We start from the raw sequence: 17,612 nt of genomic DNA on the forward strand, positions 1-17,612 counted from the left end.
ATACGCACCCTCGTCACAGTTATATACTTAGCGTGAACGGCAGCATGAGGGATCAATATGTGCTGGGGAAAATCTCTTTTCTGAAAAATGCAATATGAATAAATTAAAAATATACTGGGCTTTCTTTTCTTTGCTATCGTTAATTGGTTGTTCTCCAGATCCTGGAAAAATTGCAGAGGAGTTGAATACTTACGGAAACGACGTTGTTGCTTCGTTCGAGGCAAAAATGAGCTATGTCTCATTGGTACAGACTTTAGAAAAGCCCAGGCTGTCCTATGTGCTGAAATTTTCGACAGATGCTGCCGAATTCATGTCGGAGCCTGGCGCCGATGTCGACAGGGTAAAGTTCCTGGAAAATCTGGGACGCACTGAGATTTGGCAGTCCAAAGTTTGTACTAAAAAAATAAAACAATTAATGACTAAGCATGAAATGTTTCTTGTTTCATTTAATCTCACAAATATGTCAGGCGAGACACAAGCAATGGGTGTTTGTACGGCAAACTGAGTGTGCGATGTACTCCCATCCAGAATCTAAAAGAACGGAGAGGTTATGGGGAATGTAACGAAACTGAAGAAGTTGATTGATGTCGTGTTAATTCTTATGCCAAGAACCACGCCAGAGATATTAAACAGAGTCATCGGCATGCTTGATACCATTACTACGCTAGAAAAGTCGGAGGTGTGGAAAAGGCTCGGGGATGGCTTACTTGATGAGGCGGAAAGTGCCAGCATATCAGATGTCGACTCTTACTTCTTGCTTGCCGTTGGTAGTGGATGCGTAGGGTTATCGATAGGACTAAAGCGTGTAGAAAATCAGAAGGCTTCGCAAGCCTGAGCCTGCATCAGGGATGGGCTCTCCATCCAACAGGACGCAATCATATTTCTAATTTCACGTCTGCTTCTGCAAATAAATGGATCGCCAACGCAGCGAACACAACTTTCGACAGCAGGTAGGGCTTTTGTTTTTTTCTGACCGTTGGCCATATCACGCAGGAGTGATATTGAATAGGCGCATGGCATCCGGCATTTTCGGTGCTGCGATCAGCTGGACAGGTTCGCCCGCAGCGGTGAGATGGGGCTTGGCGCGATCGAATATCACGACGGCTTTTTCATTCGTAAGATGACGCGACATATACAGGAAACCATCGACCCGGAGCGGATTGCGATACACGGCCAGCGCCCACTGCTGAGGCTGGATATAACTTGATGTGCCTGTCAATCCCGCATGTCCTCCCATTTGCTTAAGCAAATGGCCCGTCAGGTCAAACAATCTCAAATCGCCACTGAATTGATGTACCCATCGGCGGTCAATCTCGGATTTTGCGATAGGAAATGCGCCCTTCACAGGTACGGCATCGTGCAACAGGGACTCAGCCAGCGCGACTTCAAAGCTCAGCCCCAGATAGCAAGTGCCGTACTCCGGATTGCCTGTCTTGCAACCTGGCGCATCAAAGCGATTTCCTCCGCTGCAACCGAAATAGGGTTCGCCAGTCGCATGACCCGAGATGCGGTACAGGCAGGGCACTGGCAGTCCGACAACGGGAAGTGTGGCGCTCGTTGCCAGCACTGTTGGAGGCGGCTTCAGCCTGGTCGCCGCCATATCATGCCTCTCGGAACGCTATCGCTGCGGCGACGACGTCCGCGTATCTTCCTTTCCGTAAGGCATTGATCGGACTGTTGCCATTGAGCGACATGCGCGGATGGGTGAAGAATTGCCACTTGCTGGAACCGGCCAAATGTCCCAATTCCTTGCTGACTTTGCCGAGCTGCCGGCGGTTCAGCGCAGGATCGGCGTAGAAGGCAGGGTAAAGTTTCTTGCCTGCGACGCTATCGAGAGAAAACATCCGCTGCTCCGTCACCGCCTTGCTGATCGCCTGCCGTGTCACGCCCATCTGCCCGGCCAGTGTCCGGGAGTCGATCAGTTCACCTTTCTTTTCAAGGCGCGCATACCTTTCCAGTTCCTGGTGGGAAAACTGATCAAGGAATGCCTGGTTCGCTGGCGGCACCGTACTTGCGCCAGCTTGAGCTTGTATTGCATGCGGGCGCTGGTATCGTTGGATCAGTTCCTGGAGATCTGCATGGGACACGGCAGGCACGCCCGGCAGCTGTTGCGGTACAAATGCCATATCTGCACCACGCGCAGGCTGGGCTGACCGTTTGGTGCGCCGTATCTTGACCAGGAAGTAGCCCTCGCCAAGGTCAATACCTTTCGCCCTGATTTTCTTGATCGAATCACCCAGGACCTTGCTCGCGTCAGATACCGCCATTCGATGCGTACTCTTCGCCTTCGCCAGCTTTGGCGCTTCCAACTTTGCCATGACACCCTCCAGTTACGATACCAAATTCTACTCCAAAATTTGATATCGACAACCAAAACAACTATCTGTCATGGCGTATCGGCGTCAAGCCACCTCGCTCACCACATAGCGGTACTTCCCAGACGCCTCCGCCGCGATCTCGTCGACTTCCTCGATGGCGATGTCCACTTGCGCGCCCAGCCTGGCCTGGAAGCCGGTGACGATGGCGGCGCGGGTGGCGTCGTCCAGGCGCGGCAGGCAGACCAGCAGCACGCGCGTGCGCAGCAGGCTTTCCTGGATAATCTTGAAGCTGCGCACTTGCGGCAGTTCGCGCACGATGTAGACGAGGGCCAGGCCATGCATGACGGTGCCATCGGCCGCCGTGAGGAAATCCGTGCTGCGGCCTTCGATTCTCTGCAGCAGGGGCAGGCCGCGGCCGCAGGCGCACGGTTCGGTACCCAGCGCGCCCACGTCGCCCGTGGCGTAGCGGATGAAGGGGTAATCCTGCGTGGCCAGGTGGGTGACGACGATCTGGCCCGTGGCCCCTGGCGGCAGCGGCTGGCCGTGGCCATCAAGGATTTCCACGATGATGTCTTCGGCCGTGATGTGCATGCCGCCGTCCGGGCATTCGTGGGCGATGAAGCCCGCGTCGCGCCCGCCGTAGCCGTTGGCCACGGGGCAGGCGAAGGCGGCGGCGATCTGCGCGCGCTGCTCGTCGTACAGGCGTTCGGCCGTGACGAACGCCACTTTCACGCCCAGGCCGTCGAGCGGCAGGTCGCGCGCGCTGGCGTGGCTGGCGATGCGGCACAGGGCCGACGGATAGCCGAACAGCATGCGCGGACGCCAGCGGCGCAACTGCCTGACATAGCCATCGAGGCGCGCCGGCGACATGGCAAACGCGGGCAGCAGGGTGGTGCGCAGCAGCGCGTCGCGCAGGCGGCGCACGCGGTCTTGCGCATGCAGCTCGATGGGCGAACCCCACAACACGGCTTCGCGGTCGCCGATGTCGACGCCCCACCAGCGCGTGGCGCGCCACTTGGCGGCGATGTCGTGGCTGACCCTGCGCCGTCCCAGGAAAAACTGCAGCGGCTCGCCGCTGGATCCGCCCGTGGCGAACGGCCGCAAGCCCACGGCGCGGGCCGACTTGAAACTGTCGCGCGCGGCGGCGATATCGCCCTTGCGCAGCAGCGGCAGGCGAGACAGGTCGCTCAGTTGCCTGACCTGGCCGGGATCGAAACCGCTGCGGGCGAACAGGGCGCGGTAATGCGGCACGTGATCGGCCGCGTGGCGCAGCAGCGCGCGCAGGCGCGCCAGCTGCCACGCTTCCAGCTGCTGCGCGCTCCACCATTGCGAGCGTTCCAGCCGGCGCAGCAGGCGCGCGCTGTGGTGGCCCTTGCACCATTCATGCAGGGGAAATAGCCAGCGGGCGACGCAGCGCGTGTAGGCGCCGGGGCGCGGGGCGGCGCGGATGCGGCGGTAGTGCGCGGCTAGCTTGGGCGCGATGCCGGGCCAGCCGAAGGTGGCGGCGTGCGCCAGGCCCGCCTGCACTTGCCGCCGCGCGCGCGGCGGGTCGCGCAGCAGCGCCAGGATGGCCTGCGCCATGGCGGGCGCCTCGCCGGGCGGCACCAGCAACGCTGTCACGCCATCCTGCAGCAGGGCGGGGATGCCGCCCACATTGGTGCTGACGACGGGCACGCCGCAGGCCAGCGCTTCGAGCACGGAATTGGGCATGTTGTCGGCCAGGCTGGGATTGAGGACGATGTCGCTTGCCTGGTACAGCGCGGGCATGGCGGCATTGTCGACGTGGCCGGCAAAGCGCACGGCATCCTTCACGCCAAGGGAGCTGGCCAGACGCGCCAGCGCCGCGCGCTGCGGCCCGCCGCCGGCCAATACCAGGCGCGCCGCGGGAAAAGCCTCGCGCACGATGGCGAAGGCGCGCACGGCGCTGGCGTTGTCGTACAGGTTTTCCAGGTGCCGCGCCACGAGGATGGACGGGCCGTCCCCGGACGGCGCACGTGGCGCAGCTGGCGCAAAGCGCTGCAAGTCCACCACGTTCGGTACGATGTGGGCCGTATGGCCATATTGCTCGAAGATGCCGGCCAGGTAGGCCGAGGGCACGACGATGGCGCTGGCGCGGCGCAGGCTGAACGCCACCAGGCGCGGCGAGCGGGCGAAAAAGGCGGCCGCTTCGCCGCCCCGGTAATTGAGCAGGGCAGGCTTGCCTTTCAGGCTGGCGATCCACAGCGCGGGCGCTGCCTGCAGGTGCCAGGACCAGCCGGAATTGGCCATGATGTGGAACAGGTCGACCGTATTGGCCGTGCGCCACAGGCGCCACAGCAGCAGGGGCAGGCGCAGCGCCGCGCGCAGGTAGCGGATGCGCGCCAGCCAGGGCGGCAGCGCGGGGCCGTTGACAGCCAGCAGCTGCACTTGCGCGCCATCGTCGCGCAGCTTGCGCGCCAGTTGCGCCGTCTGATTCGCCATGCCGCCGGCCGGCGGCGGCAGCGGACCGACCAGCGCGATGCGCAGGCCCGTGAAGATCATGGCATGACTCCGGCCGCATTCACCGCCATGCGGGCCGCCGCCACGCGCGCATACACGGGCGCATAGCGGCCCACGCTGGCGCCCCAGCTGCGCTCCGTCTCGACGAAGGCGCGCGCCTGTCGCCGCAGCGCGGGCCAGCTGGCGGGCGCCAGCAGCAAAGCCAGTATGGCTTGCGCCAGCGCCTCGGCGTCGCCGGCGCGAAACAGCATGCCCGTCTTGCCATGCTCGACCAGTTCGCGGTGGCCGCCCACGTCGGACGCCACCACCAGGCGGCCCTGGGCCATCGCTTCGAGCGGTTTCAAGGGCGTCACCAGCTCCGTCAGGCGCATGGGCAGGCGCGGATACACGCAGATGTCGACCAGCTGATAATAGGCGGCCACCTGCGCATGCGGTACTCTGCCCGCGAAGACCACCGCGTGGGCTATGCCCAGTTGCGCCGCCAGCGCCTGCAGCGCCGCTTCCTGCGGCCCGCCGCCGGCCAGCAGCAGCCGCAATGCCGGCTGCGCCGCCAGCAGGCGCGGCATGGCGCGCAGCAGCAGGGCAAGTCCTTCGTAGGCATAGAACGAGCCGATGAAGCCGAGAACCAGATGGCCATGCAGGCCCAGTTTATGCGCCAGCCACAGGTCGCCGGATGCCGTGACGCTGAAGGCGCCCGCATCGACGGCGTTCGGAATCACGGTGATTTTATGCGCGGGCACGCCGCGCGCGCACAGCTCGCGCCGCAAGCCGTCGCAGATGGTGGTGACGGCATCGGCGCGGCGCAGCGCGTAGGTTTCCAGCGCGCGCGTGAGCCGGTAGCGCAGGCCGCCGGGCCGGCTGCTGCCATGGTCGGCTGCCGCGTCTTCCCAGAAAGCGCGCACTTCATACACGACGGGGATGCCCAGCGCGCGGCCCGCGTTGAGGGCCGCGATGGCGTTCAGGGCCGGCGAATGCGCATGCAGGATGTCGGGCTTGATCCGCTGCGCCAGCCGGCGCAGGCGTACGGCCAGGCCGATGATGACAGCCGCTTGCCGCAGCACGGGCAGGCGCGCCCACCAGCGCGCATCGGGCGCCGTGCGGTAGAAATGCCAGCCGTCGACCAGCTGCTGCGCGCCATCGGACGGTCCCTGCTTGGCACTGGTGAGCTGCATGGTGTGCCAGCCCAGCGCGCGCTGCTGCCGCAGGATGGCCAGCGTGCGGAAGGTGTAGCCGCTGTGCAGGGGCAGCGAGTGGTCGAGGATGTGCAGGATGCGCATGGATTAACCTGGGACGGCGGCGGCTACAGGGACGGCTGGGGTCAGATCCGTTGGGTCTGACCCCGTTGCAACCTGGCGCAGGAACGCTTCGAACATCAGCAGCGCCCACAGGGGCGCGCTGTAGTCGCGCCGTCCGCTCGCGTGCTGTTCCAGCAGCAGGCGCACGTAGTCCATGTCGAACAGGCCGCATTGCGCCAGGGTGGGACCGAGCAGCCGTTGGTGCAGGCGCTGGCGCAGCGGGCCGCGCAGCCAGTCGGCCAGCGGCACGGAAAAGCCCATCTTCTGGCGGTACAGCAGGCTGTCGGGCAGCAGCGGGCGCAGGGCTTTTTTCAGCAGGTACTTGCCTACACCGCGCCGCAGCTTGAACTGCGGCGGCAGGCCGGACATCCACGCCACCAGTTCATGGTCGAGCAGCGGCGAGCGCACTTCCAGCGCATGCGCCATGCTGGCCCGGTCGACTTTCGTCAGGATGTCGCCGGGCAGGTAGGTTTTCAAGTCCAGGTATTGCACCTGCGACAGCGGATCCTGCGCGGGACTGGCCAGCGCGTGGCGGCGCAGCACTTCCACGGCGCGGTAGCCGTGCAGGCTGCGCCGCAGCTCGGGGCTGAACAGGCGCGCGCGCATGGCGTCGCCCAGCAGGCTGACGCCGTGAAAATACGCGTCCGTCGTGTCGCGCGCCAGGCCTTCGAAGGTGGTCTTGGCGCGCAGGAAGCGGGGCGCCCAGTCGGCCTTCGGGTACCACCGCCCGAGGGTGCCGAACAGCGACTGGCGCAAGCCGGCCGGCAGCAGCGGGTCCATCGCCTTGCGCACTTTTTCCTCGCGCGTGTGCAGGCGGTAGCGGCGGTAGCCGGCCAGGCTTTCATCGCCGCCATCGCCCGACAGGGCCACCGTGACCCGCTGGCGCGCCAGCTGGCAGACGCGGTAGGTGGGCATGGCGGAACTGTCGGCGAACGGTTCGTCGTACAAATTGGCCAGCAGGTCGATCAGCTCGAAGTCGTCCTGTTCGACCTGGCGCGCGTGGTGCGCCGTGGCGTAGCGGCGCGCCACCAGGTCGGCGTAGCGCGCTTCGTTGTACGCCGGGTCGCCGAACGAGATGGAACAGGTGTTGACTGGCGTGGCGCTGGCCCCGGCCATCAGCGCCACGACGGCGCTCGAATCGACGCCGCCGGACAGGAAGGCCCCCAGCGGTACTTCGGCCACCATGCGGATGCGCACGGCTTCGCGCAGGCGCGCCAGCAATTCGTCGGCCGCCTGCGCCTCGCTGGCGGGCGGATTCGGCGTGAACGGGATGTCCCAGTACGATTGCGGCGCGGGCAGCGGCTGGCCGGCGCGAATCGACAGCGTATGCCCGGGCGGCAGCTTGCGCGCGTGCCGGAAGATGCTGCGCGGTTCGGGCACGTAGCCGTAGGCGAAATACTCTTCCACGGCCAGCGGGTCGAGCGCGCGCGGCATGGCCGGATGCGCGAGCAGGGCTTTCAGTTCGGAGCCGAACAGCAGGGTGCCGTCCTGCGCCTCGCCGTAATACAGGGGTTTGACGCCTAGGCGGTCGCGCGCCAGGAACAGCAGGTGGCGGCGGCGGTCCCACAGGGCGAAGGCGAACATGCCGCGCAGGCGCTGCACGCATTGCTCGCCCCATTGCTCCCAGGCGTGGACGATGACTTCCGTGTCGCTGCTGGTGCGGAAGGGATGGCCGAACTGGCGCAGTTCCGCCATCAGGCTGCGATAGTTATAGATTTCGCCATTGAAGACGATGGCGATGCTGCGGTCGGCGTTGAACAGCGGCTGCTGGCCGCTGGCCAGGTCGATCACGGACAGCCGGCGGTGCGCCAGGCCCAGTCCCGGTTCGCGGTGCAATCCGCCTTCGTCCGGCCCGCGGTGGCGCAGGCTGTGGTTCATGCGCGCCAGCAGCAGCACGTCGATGTCGCGCTGGCCCTGCAAATCAAAGATGCCGCTGATGCCGCACATGGGAGGCCTTTCAGGGAATGGTGGACAGGGGGGAGGGCTGGCGCGCGCCCGTCAGGCGGTCGTACACGGCCAGGTAGGCGCAGGCCATGGCGGGCAGGCTGTGCTCGGCCAGCACCTGGCGCCGCCCGCGCGCGCCGTGGCGCGGGCCCAGTTCGGGCATGCTGTAATAGTCGAGCATGGCGTCGGCCAGCATCTCGGGCGACCCGGGCGGCACCAGAGTGCCGCTCCAGCCCGACTGCACCAGTTCCGCATTGCCGCCCACTTGCGTGGCGACGATGGGCAGCCCCGTCGCCATCGCTTCGAGGATGGTGTTCGAGCTGCCTTCGGCCAGAGATGGCAGCACGAACAGGTCCATGGCGCGCAGCAGCTGCGCCACGTCGTCGCGCGCGCCGGGCAGCCAGGCAAGATGGGCCACGCCGGCCTGCCGCAGCAGATCCAGGCAAGCCTGGCGGCACGGTCCGTCGCCGACGATGATCAGGCGCAGGCGCGCGCGGGCGCCCGGCTGCGCCAGCAACAGCATGAAGGCGTGCACCAGCGAGGCGTGATCCTTGACGGCCGCCATGCGGCCCACGCTGCCGATGACGAAGGCGCCATTGCACAGGAAGCCGGGCGGGCCCACGGCGGCCGGCGGGCCCAGGCGCGGATGGAATTGCACGCTGTCGACGCCATTGCCGATGTGCGACACCTGCGCGGGCGCCGCGCCGATGGCATCGACCAGCCATTGCCCCAGGTCGGCGCTGACGGCGATGAAGTGCTGCACCAGCGGCAGCATGCATTTGCGCAGCAGCCGGTATTTGCGGCGGGTGCCGTGCAAGTCGCTCATGTCGCGCCCGTGCTCGCCATGCACGCGCAGGCGCACGCCGGCCAGGCAGGCCAGCAATTGCGCTTCGAGGCAGCCCAGGTTGCGCGTGTGCACGAGTGCCGGGCGCAGCTGTTTCAGCACGCGGTACAGGTGCAGGTAATGGCGCCAGTCCTTGCCTTCGCGCTTGTCGAGGCTGATGACATCGACCCCGGGGGTGGTCAGGCGCTGGCGAAACGCGGTGGCATTTTTCATGCAGACGATGGCGTGCCGGTAGCGTTCCGGCGGTAAATGGTTGATCAGGTTGACGAGGCCGTTTTCCAGCCCGCCCACGTCGAGCTGGTGGATCACGTGCACGATCAGGGGGGCGGCGCTGGCCGCCTGCGTGCCGCCGCTAACGAGGTCAAGGGCCATGCGGCAACTCCTGCAAGCGTTGTTCGATGACGGGCAAGGCTGCCCGCAGGAAGGCTTGCAGGTGCGCGCGCGGTGGCGGCGCCAGCTCGTCGTAGACGGCAAAGACGATGATGTCGGCGCCATCCTGGCGCCTGCCCAGCAGCTTGGCTTGCGCCAGCAGCAGTTTTACCAGCACGGGCCTGGCCGTCATCATGCCGCCCTGGCGGTACACGCGCCACACAAGCAGGCGCTCGCCGCCGTGGGCCAGCACGCTTTCGCGCACGCCCATGGAACCGCTGGCCAGGTTGACGTGCTGCACGCGCTGCGCCAATGGCGTCCAGCGCGCGCCGTATGGCGAGGATTGATGCGTCAGCAGTTCGGCATCGCGCGCCTGGCGCGCATACCAGTGCAATTGCAGCCCCACGGGCGCGCCGTCGCCGTCCTGGCGCGCATACGTGGCGGCAAACAGCGCGGGCGCGCCCGCATATGGCGCCTGCCACGGCGCTGCCGCAGCGTGCAGGCGGCGCCATGCGGGCGGATCGGGCAAGGCCAGCACGATGGCGGGCAGCCTGGCATTGTCGTCGCGGTGGCTGGCCAGCGCCAATGCCGGCCACAGCGCCGCCAGCAGCAGGCAGGCGATGCTGGCGCGCACGGCGGCGCGCGGGCTGGCCGCAGCGATGTTGGCGCCGGGACGGGCTGGCGGCACGGCGCGCGCCAGCGGCAATTCGCGCCAGCCCGCGGCCAGCCAGAACAGCAGCAACGCCACCAGGCCGAAGAACAGCCAGCCATAGATCAGGTGGTCGACGCCCACGGCCAGGCGCATGTTGCTCAGGTGGCCCAGCATCACGATCAGGTAGGCGCGCACGCCATTGGCGAGGATGGGCACGAGCAGCGCGGCGGCCATGACGGCCAGGCGCCGCCGCGTGCTGCGGAAGTTGACATGCGCGAACAGGGCGCCCAGGGCCAGCGCGGCGATCAGGTAGCGCAAGCCGCTGCACGCTTCCACCACTGACCAGTTCCCTGTGGGCAATGAAAAACTGCTGCCATCGCGAAACACGGGCACGCCCGTCCATTGCAGCGCGGTGACGGTAAAGGCGGCCGTGAAGTCGATCAGGGGATCGAGGAAAACTTCGCCAAACGGCACTGCGAGGAACAGATACGCGAGTGGAAACGCCAGCAGGCGCACGGCCGGCCAGCCGAGGATGGCCAGCACGCAGGCGGGCAGCATGGCGGTGGCCGCATACTGTTCCACCACGGGCACGTTGGCGGCGTCGGCCAGCAGCCAGGCCAGGCCCAGCGCGCCCAGCAGCAGCAAGCCCTGCCGCGACGGCTGGGGCGCCAGCGCGGCCAGGCGGGCGCGCTGGCGCCAGGCCAGCCAGCAGCTGATGGGCACGATCAGGAAGCCGTGCGCGAAGGTTTGCGAGCGGGACCACAGTTCCACCATCGACCAGAAGGTGGCGTGGTACAGCAGCACGACGGCGGCCAGGGCCAGCAGCAGGAGCATCAACGCTTGCTGCCGGTCCTGGCCGTGCGGCCAGACGGCCGCATCCGGCAAGCGGGCCAGCTGGTCGAGTTGCAGACTCATGTGGATGGCTCCCGCACGGGCAGCAAAGGCGCGGCGGCGCCGCTGGCAGGCGTATCCGTACCGGCCTCGGCCGATACACCCAGCATGGCGCCCAGGCCGCGCAGGTTGCGTTCCCAGTCGTAATCCTGTAGCACCAGCTGGCGCGCCGCCGCGCCGATGGCCGCGCCGCTGCCTTCGGCTGCGCCATCCTGGGCATGGCGCAGCACGCGCGCGGCATGGTGGATGAATTCGGCATCGTCGCGCGCCAGCAGCAGTTCCAGGCCCGGCTGGGCGGCGATGCCTTCGAGCGCCTGCGGCGTGGCCAGCACGATCTTGCCCATCGCCATCGCTTCCAGTACCTTGTTTTGCACGCCGCGGGCAATGCGCAGGGGGGCCACGGCCAAGGCTGCGCCGGCCAGGTAGGGCCGGATGTCGGGCACCTTGCCCGTCACCACCACGCCAGCTACCTTTGCCAGCGCCGTCACGGCGGGCACGGGCGCGCTGCCGACGATATAGAACTGCAACTGGGGGAACTGGCGCCGCAGGGCGGGCCAGACGTGGCGCACGAACCATTGCACGGCGTCGATGTTCGGCCAGTAATCCATGGCGCCCGTAAACACCAGCGCCTGCACCCCCGGTGGATACACGCCGGGCTGGGCCGGCATGGGCGTGAAATACCCCGTGTCGACACCGTTATTGACGTATCCAGTCTTGCGCCGCGCCATCGGTGCGCACTGGCGGAACAGGGCCGCTTCGGCCGCCGAGACGAAGCTGGCGGCCGTGAATTGCTGGGCGATATGGCGCTCGTACTGCAGCAGCAGATGCGCTTCGCGCCGGTACAGCTGCGACATGGGCCAGGGCTTGCTGTCGCCGTACTGGCGCCATTTGTCGGAATCGACATCGACGAAATCGATCACGCGGTGCAGGGCGCGGCCCGCGCTGCCGTCGATGTATTGCGCCATGGGCCCGGAAAAGGCCAGCGCGTGGCGCACCTTGCCGTCCGACAGCAAGCCATCGACCCATTGCAGCAGGCGCGCATCGCGGTAGTACTGCACGCTCATGGCCTGGCGCGACAGCAGCGCCTGCATGGCGCGCCAGCGGGCCGTGCCGCGCCGTAAGGCGATGAAGCGCGTGCTCGCGCACAGGGCGGCCACGGTTTTCGCATGCTGCCAGTCGTCTTCATCGTCGATGAAGCAGCCCAGGTGCACGCGAAAATGCCGGCTCAGGTATTGCAGCATGTGCCACGAACGTATCTTGTCGCCCTTGTTGGGCGGATACGGCAGGCGGTGGGCGAGGAATAAGAGTTCACGCATGGCGGGTCCCGTCGCTTAGCCCAGTTGCCGCACGATGTGCGGCCCCAGCAGGTTGGCCAGCGGTAGCGGCAGGCGGCGCCAGGCGCGGATGAACAGCGCGTATTTCGGATTCAGGGGATTGACGTCCGGCAAGGACTTCGCGCGCACGAGCTTGTAGGCATACGGCAGCGGCTGCGGCGTAAAACCCCAGTTCTTCTTGAAATCGTATGCTCCGGTGCCCAGCTTGCTGCGGCCGAAGTCGAACAGGCGGTAGCCGCGCGCGCTGGCGCGGCGCATCGCCTCCCAGTACATGAAGTCGTTGGCGCCCGTGCTGCGCGCCAGCACGCTGCCGCCGCCATAATAGGGCAACACTTCATCGCGGAAATAGAACAGCAGCACGCTGGCTTGCGCCTGCTGGCCGTGGTACACGGTGAGGACCTCGCAATCGCTGCCAAACACCGTGCGCAGCAGGGCAAAATGGCGGCGCGCGAAGACGGGCGTGCCCAGCCGGTGCACGCTGGCCGCGTAGACCGGGTAGAAATGGTTGAGGTCATAGTCGATGGCGCTGTGCAGCCCGCCCATCATGGCCTTGCGCACGACGGCGCGCTGCTTGCGGGGAATGGCCAGCAGGTTCTGTTCGGCGTCGGCATGCAGGGGGCGGCGGAAGGTCGCGTACAGGGGTTTCTGCAGCCAGGAAGAGTCCGCATTTTCCGACGCGTGTTGCTCCACTTCGCGCCAGCGGTATTCCAGTTGCCCCACGCCGAGGCGCCGGGCCAGCGCCTGCGCGGCGCTGTCGAGGGCCCGGCGCACGGCCGCGCTGCCGCCGGCGATGCCGCCGTACACGCAAAACGGCAGCGAGACGAGCGAGGAGCCGAACAACCGGCTGCGCAGATGGGCCAGCGGCAGCACGGCGGCGATGCGCCCATCCTGTTCCGCGTACAAAAAATAGCTGTCGTGGTTAAAACCTTGCTGCATGATGGTTTGCCAGCCGGCGCGGTGAAAGAAGGTCGCTTCCGGGCACGTGTCGACAAAGGCATCCCAGCGCCCATGTTCGTGCCCCTGTAGGGAGCGCACGGCGATGGCGGTGCTGGACTGTACCGGGTCGGGGGCAAGGCTGGCCTCGTGCATCATGTGCTTTCCAGAAAAATACGGTCCATGCGGTCCCAGGCGAAATCGCGCGTCAGGCGTTCCAGCCGCGCTTCCATGCGCCCCAAGTTCAGGTAGTGGCGAAAGCGCGTCCTGGCACTCAGGCCCGTCGGGCGCGGCTGGCCGGGATCGAGTTCCCAAGGATGAAAATAGAATATGCCAGCTTGCCCGTCGCGCGAATTGATGCGTCGCAAAAGCCAGCGCGACAGTGCATACGGCATCAATCGAAAGTAGCCGCCGCCGCCGGCCGGCAGGTTGCGCCCGCGCAGGCGCACGGTGCTGACGGGCAGTTCCAGCATGCCGTGCGGCCCGCGCGGGCGCCAGGCGAAGCGGGGAGCATCGGGCATGCCGTAATGGTCGTGGCGGATCGGGTAGATGCTGGAACTGTAGCGGTAGCCCGCTGCCTGCAGCACGTCGAAGGCCCACAGGTTGGCCGCGCCGATGGAAAAGCTGGGCGCCCGGTAGCCAAGCACTGCCAGCCCTGTCAATTGCTCCAGGATAGTCTTGCTGTGGCGCACATCCTCGGCAAACTGCGCGACCGACTGGTCGCAGGCGCGCAGGTGCGCATAGCCGTGGCTGGCCACTTCGTGTCCGGCGGCGGCCACGCGGCGCAGCATGGCCGGATAGCGCTCGGCGATCCAGCCCAGGGTAAAAAAGGTGGCGTGGATGCGCCGCGCGTCCAGCAGCAGCAGGATGCGCTCGATATTCGCCTCGACCCGGCATTCCATGTGGGGCCAGTCGGCGCGCGCGATGTGCGGCGCAAAGGCGGATACCTGGAAATAGTCTTCCACATCGATGGTCAGCGCGTTGCGCAATATCACAGCTGAAGGCGGCGTCATGACGTGCCCCGGCGCGCCGCCAGCCAGGGCGCGATGACGGCGGCGATGCGCTCGGCCGCGTGGCCATCCCACAGAGGCGGAATGCGGCCGCGCTTGCCGCCCGTGTCCAGGATGCTGCGCGCCAGCGCCAGGATGGCGGCCGGCTGCGTGCCTGCCAGGGTATTCGTGCCAGCGCTGACGGTGACGGGCCGCTCCGTATTGGCGCGCAGGGTCAGGCAGGGCACGCCCAGGGCCGTGCTTTCTTCCTGAATGCCGCCCGAATCCGTCAGCACCAGGCGCGCCTCCTGCATCAGGCCCAGCATTTCCAGGTAGCCCAGCGGCGGCAGGCAGATGATGGCATACCGCGCCAGCAGTGGCTCCAGGCCCGCCAGGCGCAAGCCGGCCAGGGTGCGCGGGTGGATGGGGAACAGCAGCGGCAGCCGGGTTGACAGTTGCCCCAGCGCCTGCAGCAACGCTTCCAGTTGCCGCGGCTCATCCACGTTCGACGGCCGGTGCAGTGTCAGCAGTCCATACGCGGGCGGGCAGGCGTGGCCGTGGGCGCGCAGGGTGGTGGCGGGCTTGACCGCGCGCGGCAATTGTTGCCGCAGGCTGTCGATCATGACGTTGCCCGCAAAATGGATGCGTTCGGGAGCGATGCCTTCGCGCAACAGGTTGGCGCGCGCGCCTTCCTCGCTGGTCAGCAGCAGGCTTGACAACTGGTCCGTCAGTACGCGGTTGATTTCCTCGGGCATGCGCCGGTCGCCGCTGCGCAGGCCCGCCTCGACATGGATCACGGGCGTGCCGCGCTTGGCCGCCACCAGCGCGCACGCCAGGGTGGAATTGACGTCGCCCACCACCAGCACGGCATCGGGCGCCAGCGACGGCTGCGCATCGAGCACGGCATCGAAGCGGCGCATGATCTCGGCCGTCTGCTGCGCGTGGTTGCCGGAGCCGACGTCGAGGCTGATGTCGGGCGGACGCAGGTCCAAGTCGATAAACAGCTGCCCATTCATGGCCGTGTCGTAGTGCTGGCCCGTATGCAGCAAGGTCACGCGCACGGCGGGCGCCTGGCGGGCCAGGGCCGCCAGGATGGGCGCCATCTTCATCAGGTTGGGGCGCGCGGCCACCACGCACAGCAGGTGCGCCGGCGCGGCGGACACAAGAGAGGGGTCGGACATGCTGCGGCCTCCTTAGAAATGCATGGTGAGCGTGGCGCTGACGCCGTTTTCGCGGTAGTCGCCGCCGTGGTGGCTGGCGTGCCGCGTGTGCCGCACGTCGATGCTGGCCGTCATGTCCGGCTGCAGGATGCGCGTGTAGCCGGCCGTCAGGGTGATGTTGTTGTCGCGCCGGGGCACGCTCAGCGAGCGCACGCTGGCGTAGCCGGCATTGACAGTCACGCTGGTGCGCGAGCTGGCCTGCCAGCTCCAGCCCACGTTGCCGCCGATCTGGCGCGTGCGGTCTTCGCTGCCGAACTCCACGCCGGGCAGCAAGCCGCTGTCGATGCCGCTGGCCGTTTGCGCCGTGCGGTCGACGGCCGTGACGCCAGCGATCACCGTGCTTTTCGCCGTGGCGCGCGCCATCGTCAGCTTCAGCTGTTTTTGCAGGAAATAGCGGTGGCTGAAGTAATTGATGGCGCCCCGTTCCGGCCCCAGGCTGTTGGCGTAGCGCAGGAAGGCATCGATGCGCAGGCGCCGGTCGCGCGCGTTGGGAAAGATGCCGCGCCACAATTGATCGAGCAGCCGGCCTGCGTCGCGGTCGCCCAGGCGCGAAAATTGCGTGGGCATGGTGGTGATGTTTTCGCTGTAATTGAGTTGCCAGTTGGTATGGCGCTGCAGGAAAGTGGCGTCCAGGCTGTAGGTGTGGCCAAAGAAGCGCTTGCCCGTGCTGAAGGCCACGCTGGTGCGCGGCGACGGCGTCCACACGCCGCCCAGCGACCAGAAGCGGCCTGCCGGCGCCTTGCCGGTATTTGACAGATAACCTTCCTTTTCCATGCCGCCGCTGGCCGTGGCCGCCCATTTGCTGCTGAACGGATAGCGCAGGCCCACGCTGCTGCGCTGCATGCGCACGGGGGCCAGCTTGCTGTCCTGCGTGCGGCGCACGTCGTGGCTGGCGTTCCAGGTCCAGCCGCTGGCGCGCGGCTCGCCGCTGAGCAGTAACTCCATTTCATCGCTGTGCACGGACAGCAGTGCGCCGCCACTGTCGACCGTGTTGCGCGTGTAGCGCAGCTCGGCCGTTACCAGGCCGCGGAAACGGTGGCGCAGGTAGGGGCTGATGCCGGTGGTGCGCACGGTGCTGGCATTGTCCGTGCCGGGCAGGTCGGCTATCAATTGCGGGCCGAACGGCGAGATGTTGCGCCGGCTGACGCTGGCGTTCGCATCAATGAAGAACCAGTCCTTGACCAGCTCGGCGTCCGCCGAGGCGGCCAGTTCGTGGTTGTCCGTATCGGCACGTTGTCCGGACAGGTATTTGTGCCAGCTGTAATCGAGGTGCACGCGCAGGCGGGGACCCGTGCCGATAAGGGCGATGGCGGGTGCGATTTCCGTGATGAAGTCCGATTGCGCCTGGCCGGGCGGGGCGCGCAAGGCGTTGTCCGTATAGCTTTCGCGCAGGCGTAGCGACGGTTTCACCAGCCAGTCGACGGCGCCGGCCGGCAGGGGCAGCAGCAGGGATAGCAAGGGCAGCAGCAGCGGTGGCGGTAGCGAAACCCCGCGGCTAATCGTAATGGCCATAGCCGTAGTAGTCGTTGCCGGGGAACGATTTGGTCTTGTTGTAGATCAAATGAATGTGTTCGCACGACTCGATCTGGCGCAGCGCTTCCTTGACGGCGTGCTGGGTCGTCGTTTCCGCCTCGACCACCATCACCACTTGTCCCATCTGCCCCACCAGCGCGTGCGCCTCGCTGGTGATCAGCAGGGGCGGCGAGTCGAAGACGACGATGCGGTCGGCATAGCGGCTGGCGATCTCGGCCAGCAACCGGCTCATGGCGCGGCTGGCCAGCAATTCCGTCGCGTGCTTGTTGCTGCGCCCGGCGGGCAGGATGCTCAGGTTGGCAACGTTGGTTTTCAGGATCACGTCGGCCATGGCCAGCTGCGGGTCGAGCAGCACGTCCATCAGCCCCGGTTCCGGTGGCAGACCCAGCACTTTCAGCACGGACGGGCGCGCCACGTCGGCATCGACCAGCAGTACCGTGATATCCATTTCCATGGCGATGCTCATGGCCAGGTTGATGGCGCAATACGTCTTGCCTTCGCCCGGCATGGCGCTGGTGACGACGATCAGGTTGCCGTGGCGGATGGCCTCGGCGCCGCTGGCGCGCGCCTGGCGCAGCAGCGGGCGCTTGATGATGCGGAAATCCTCGGCCACCGAGCTGCGCCCGCCATCGTGCGTGAGCATGCCTTGCTCGGCCAGCCGGGCCAGGTTCAGGGGCCGGTACTGGGGCGACCGGGCCGCGTCCGCGCCCTCCGCACCCTGCGCACCGTCCGCAGCATACGGCACGCCGGCCTCGGCCACGCCCAGGATCGTGGGTTCCTGCTTGCCGCTGTCCTTGCTGGTCATTGTCGCT

The 17,612-nt window shown here is 66.5% G+C and carries 15 protein-coding genes; 2 read left to right on the forward strand and 13 right to left on the reverse strand.

From position 1 onward, the window contains the following. The first annotated feature begins 94 nt into the window (after positions 1 to 94). Together CSQ91_RS28540 and CSQ91_RS06330 are read left to right on the forward strand one after the other, a co-directional pair. Positions 95 to 505, forward strand: coding sequence for a hypothetical protein (locus CSQ91_RS28540; protein ID WP_143450959.1), 411 nt, complete (start codon positions 95 to 97; stop codon positions 503 to 505). A gap of 45 nt (positions 506 to 550) precedes the next feature. Further along, on the forward strand, positions 551 to 835 hold the full coding sequence (locus CSQ91_RS06330) for a hypothetical protein (protein WP_099387713.1): 285 nt from the start codon (positions 551 to 553) through the stop codon (positions 833 to 835). A gap of 150 nt (positions 836 to 985) precedes the next feature. Here CSQ91_RS06330 and CSQ91_RS06335 read toward each other — a convergent pair whose 3' ends face one another. The 13 genes from CSQ91_RS06335 to CSQ91_RS06395 all read right to left on the reverse strand — a co-directional run bounded on the left by CSQ91_RS06335 (position 986) and on the right by CSQ91_RS06395 (position 17,605). Further along, a complete protein-coding gene (locus CSQ91_RS06335) occupies positions 986 to 1,600 on the reverse strand; it encodes an RES family NAD+ phosphorylase (protein WP_099387714.1) in 615 nt (204 codons plus the stop codon). 1 nt (position 1,601) lies between these two features. Next, positions 1,602 to 2,318: a hypothetical protein gene (locus CSQ91_RS06340; protein ID WP_099387715.1), complete on the reverse strand. Its 717-nt coding sequence runs from the start codon at positions 2,316 to 2,318 to the stop codon at positions 1,602 to 1,604. Positions 2,319 to 2,402: 84 nt separating this feature from the next. Continuing rightward, on the reverse strand, positions 2,403 to 4,838 hold the full coding sequence (locus CSQ91_RS06345; protein WP_099387716.1) for a glycosyltransferase: 2,436 nt from the start codon (positions 4,836 to 4,838) through the stop codon (positions 2,403 to 2,405). After that, the gene (locus CSQ91_RS06350) at positions 4,835 to 6,073 is read right to left on the reverse strand and encodes a TIGR04063 family PEP-CTERM/XrtA system glycosyltransferase (RefSeq protein WP_099387717.1); all 1,239 of its coding nucleotides are present in this window, start codon (positions 6,071 to 6,073) and stop codon (positions 4,835 to 4,837) included. Before CSQ91_RS06350 ends, CSQ91_RS06345 begins: the two co-directional genes overlap by 4 nt. A gap of 3 nt (positions 6,074 to 6,076) precedes the next feature. After that, a complete protein-coding gene (locus CSQ91_RS06355; protein ID WP_257217235.1) occupies positions 6,077 to 8,038 on the reverse strand; it encodes an XrtA/PEP-CTERM system amidotransferase in 1,962 nt (653 codons plus the stop codon). 10 nt (positions 8,039 to 8,048) lie between these two features. Next, positions 8,049 to 9,251, reverse strand: coding sequence for a TIGR03088 family PEP-CTERM/XrtA system glycosyltransferase (locus CSQ91_RS06360; protein WP_099387718.1), 1,203 nt, complete (start codon positions 9,249 to 9,251; stop codon positions 8,049 to 8,051). Beyond that, the gene (gene xrtA / locus CSQ91_RS06365) at positions 9,241 to 10,815 is read right to left on the reverse strand and encodes an exosortase A (protein WP_099387719.1); all 1,575 of its coding nucleotides are present in this window, start codon (positions 10,813 to 10,815) and stop codon (positions 9,241 to 9,243) included. Before xrtA ends, CSQ91_RS06360 begins: the two co-directional genes overlap by 11 nt. Continuing rightward, positions 10,812 to 12,107 carry a TIGR03087 family PEP-CTERM/XrtA system glycosyltransferase gene (locus CSQ91_RS06370; protein ID WP_257217237.1) on the reverse strand — a complete coding sequence of 432 codons (1,296 nt, stop codon included), beginning with the start codon at positions 12,105 to 12,107 and terminating at the stop codon, positions 10,812 to 10,814. Before CSQ91_RS06370 ends, xrtA begins: the two co-directional genes overlap by 4 nt. A gap of 15 nt (positions 12,108 to 12,122) precedes the next feature. Then, on the reverse strand, positions 12,123 to 13,214 hold the full coding sequence (locus tag CSQ91_RS06375) for a FemAB family XrtA/PEP-CTERM system-associated protein (protein WP_099388589.1): 1,092 nt from the start codon (positions 13,212 to 13,214) through the stop codon (positions 12,123 to 12,125). Continuing rightward, positions 13,214 to 14,071: an XrtA system polysaccharide deacetylase gene (locus CSQ91_RS06380; RefSeq protein WP_099387720.1), complete on the reverse strand. Its 858-nt coding sequence runs from the start codon at positions 14,069 to 14,071 to the stop codon at positions 13,214 to 13,216. The genes CSQ91_RS06375 and CSQ91_RS06380 overlap by 1 nt, the downstream gene beginning before the upstream one ends. Then, the gene (wecB, locus tag CSQ91_RS06385) at positions 14,068 to 15,228 is read right to left on the reverse strand and encodes a non-hydrolyzing UDP-N-acetylglucosamine 2-epimerase (RefSeq protein ID WP_099387721.1); all 1,161 of its coding nucleotides are present in this window, start codon (positions 15,226 to 15,228) and stop codon (positions 14,068 to 14,070) included. Before wecB ends, CSQ91_RS06380 begins: the two co-directional genes overlap by 4 nt. Before the next feature lie 12 nt (positions 15,229 to 15,240). Continuing rightward, complete coding sequence (locus CSQ91_RS06390) at positions 15,241 to 16,779, reverse strand: TIGR03016 family PEP-CTERM system-associated outer membrane protein (RefSeq protein ID WP_099387722.1); 1,539 nt, start codon at positions 16,777 to 16,779, stop codon at positions 15,241 to 15,243. After that, positions 16,763 to 17,605, reverse strand: coding sequence for an XrtA-associated tyrosine autokinase (locus CSQ91_RS06395; RefSeq protein WP_099387723.1), 843 nt, complete (start codon positions 17,603 to 17,605; stop codon positions 16,763 to 16,765). Before CSQ91_RS06395 ends, CSQ91_RS06390 begins: the two co-directional genes overlap by 17 nt. Positions 17,606 to 17,612: the final 7 nt, after the last annotated feature.

The organism is Janthinobacterium sp. BJB301 (genome assembly GCF_002735685.1).
Taxonomy (GTDB): domain Bacteria; phylum Pseudomonadota; class Gammaproteobacteria; order Burkholderiales; family Burkholderiaceae_D; genus Janthinobacterium; species Janthinobacterium lividum.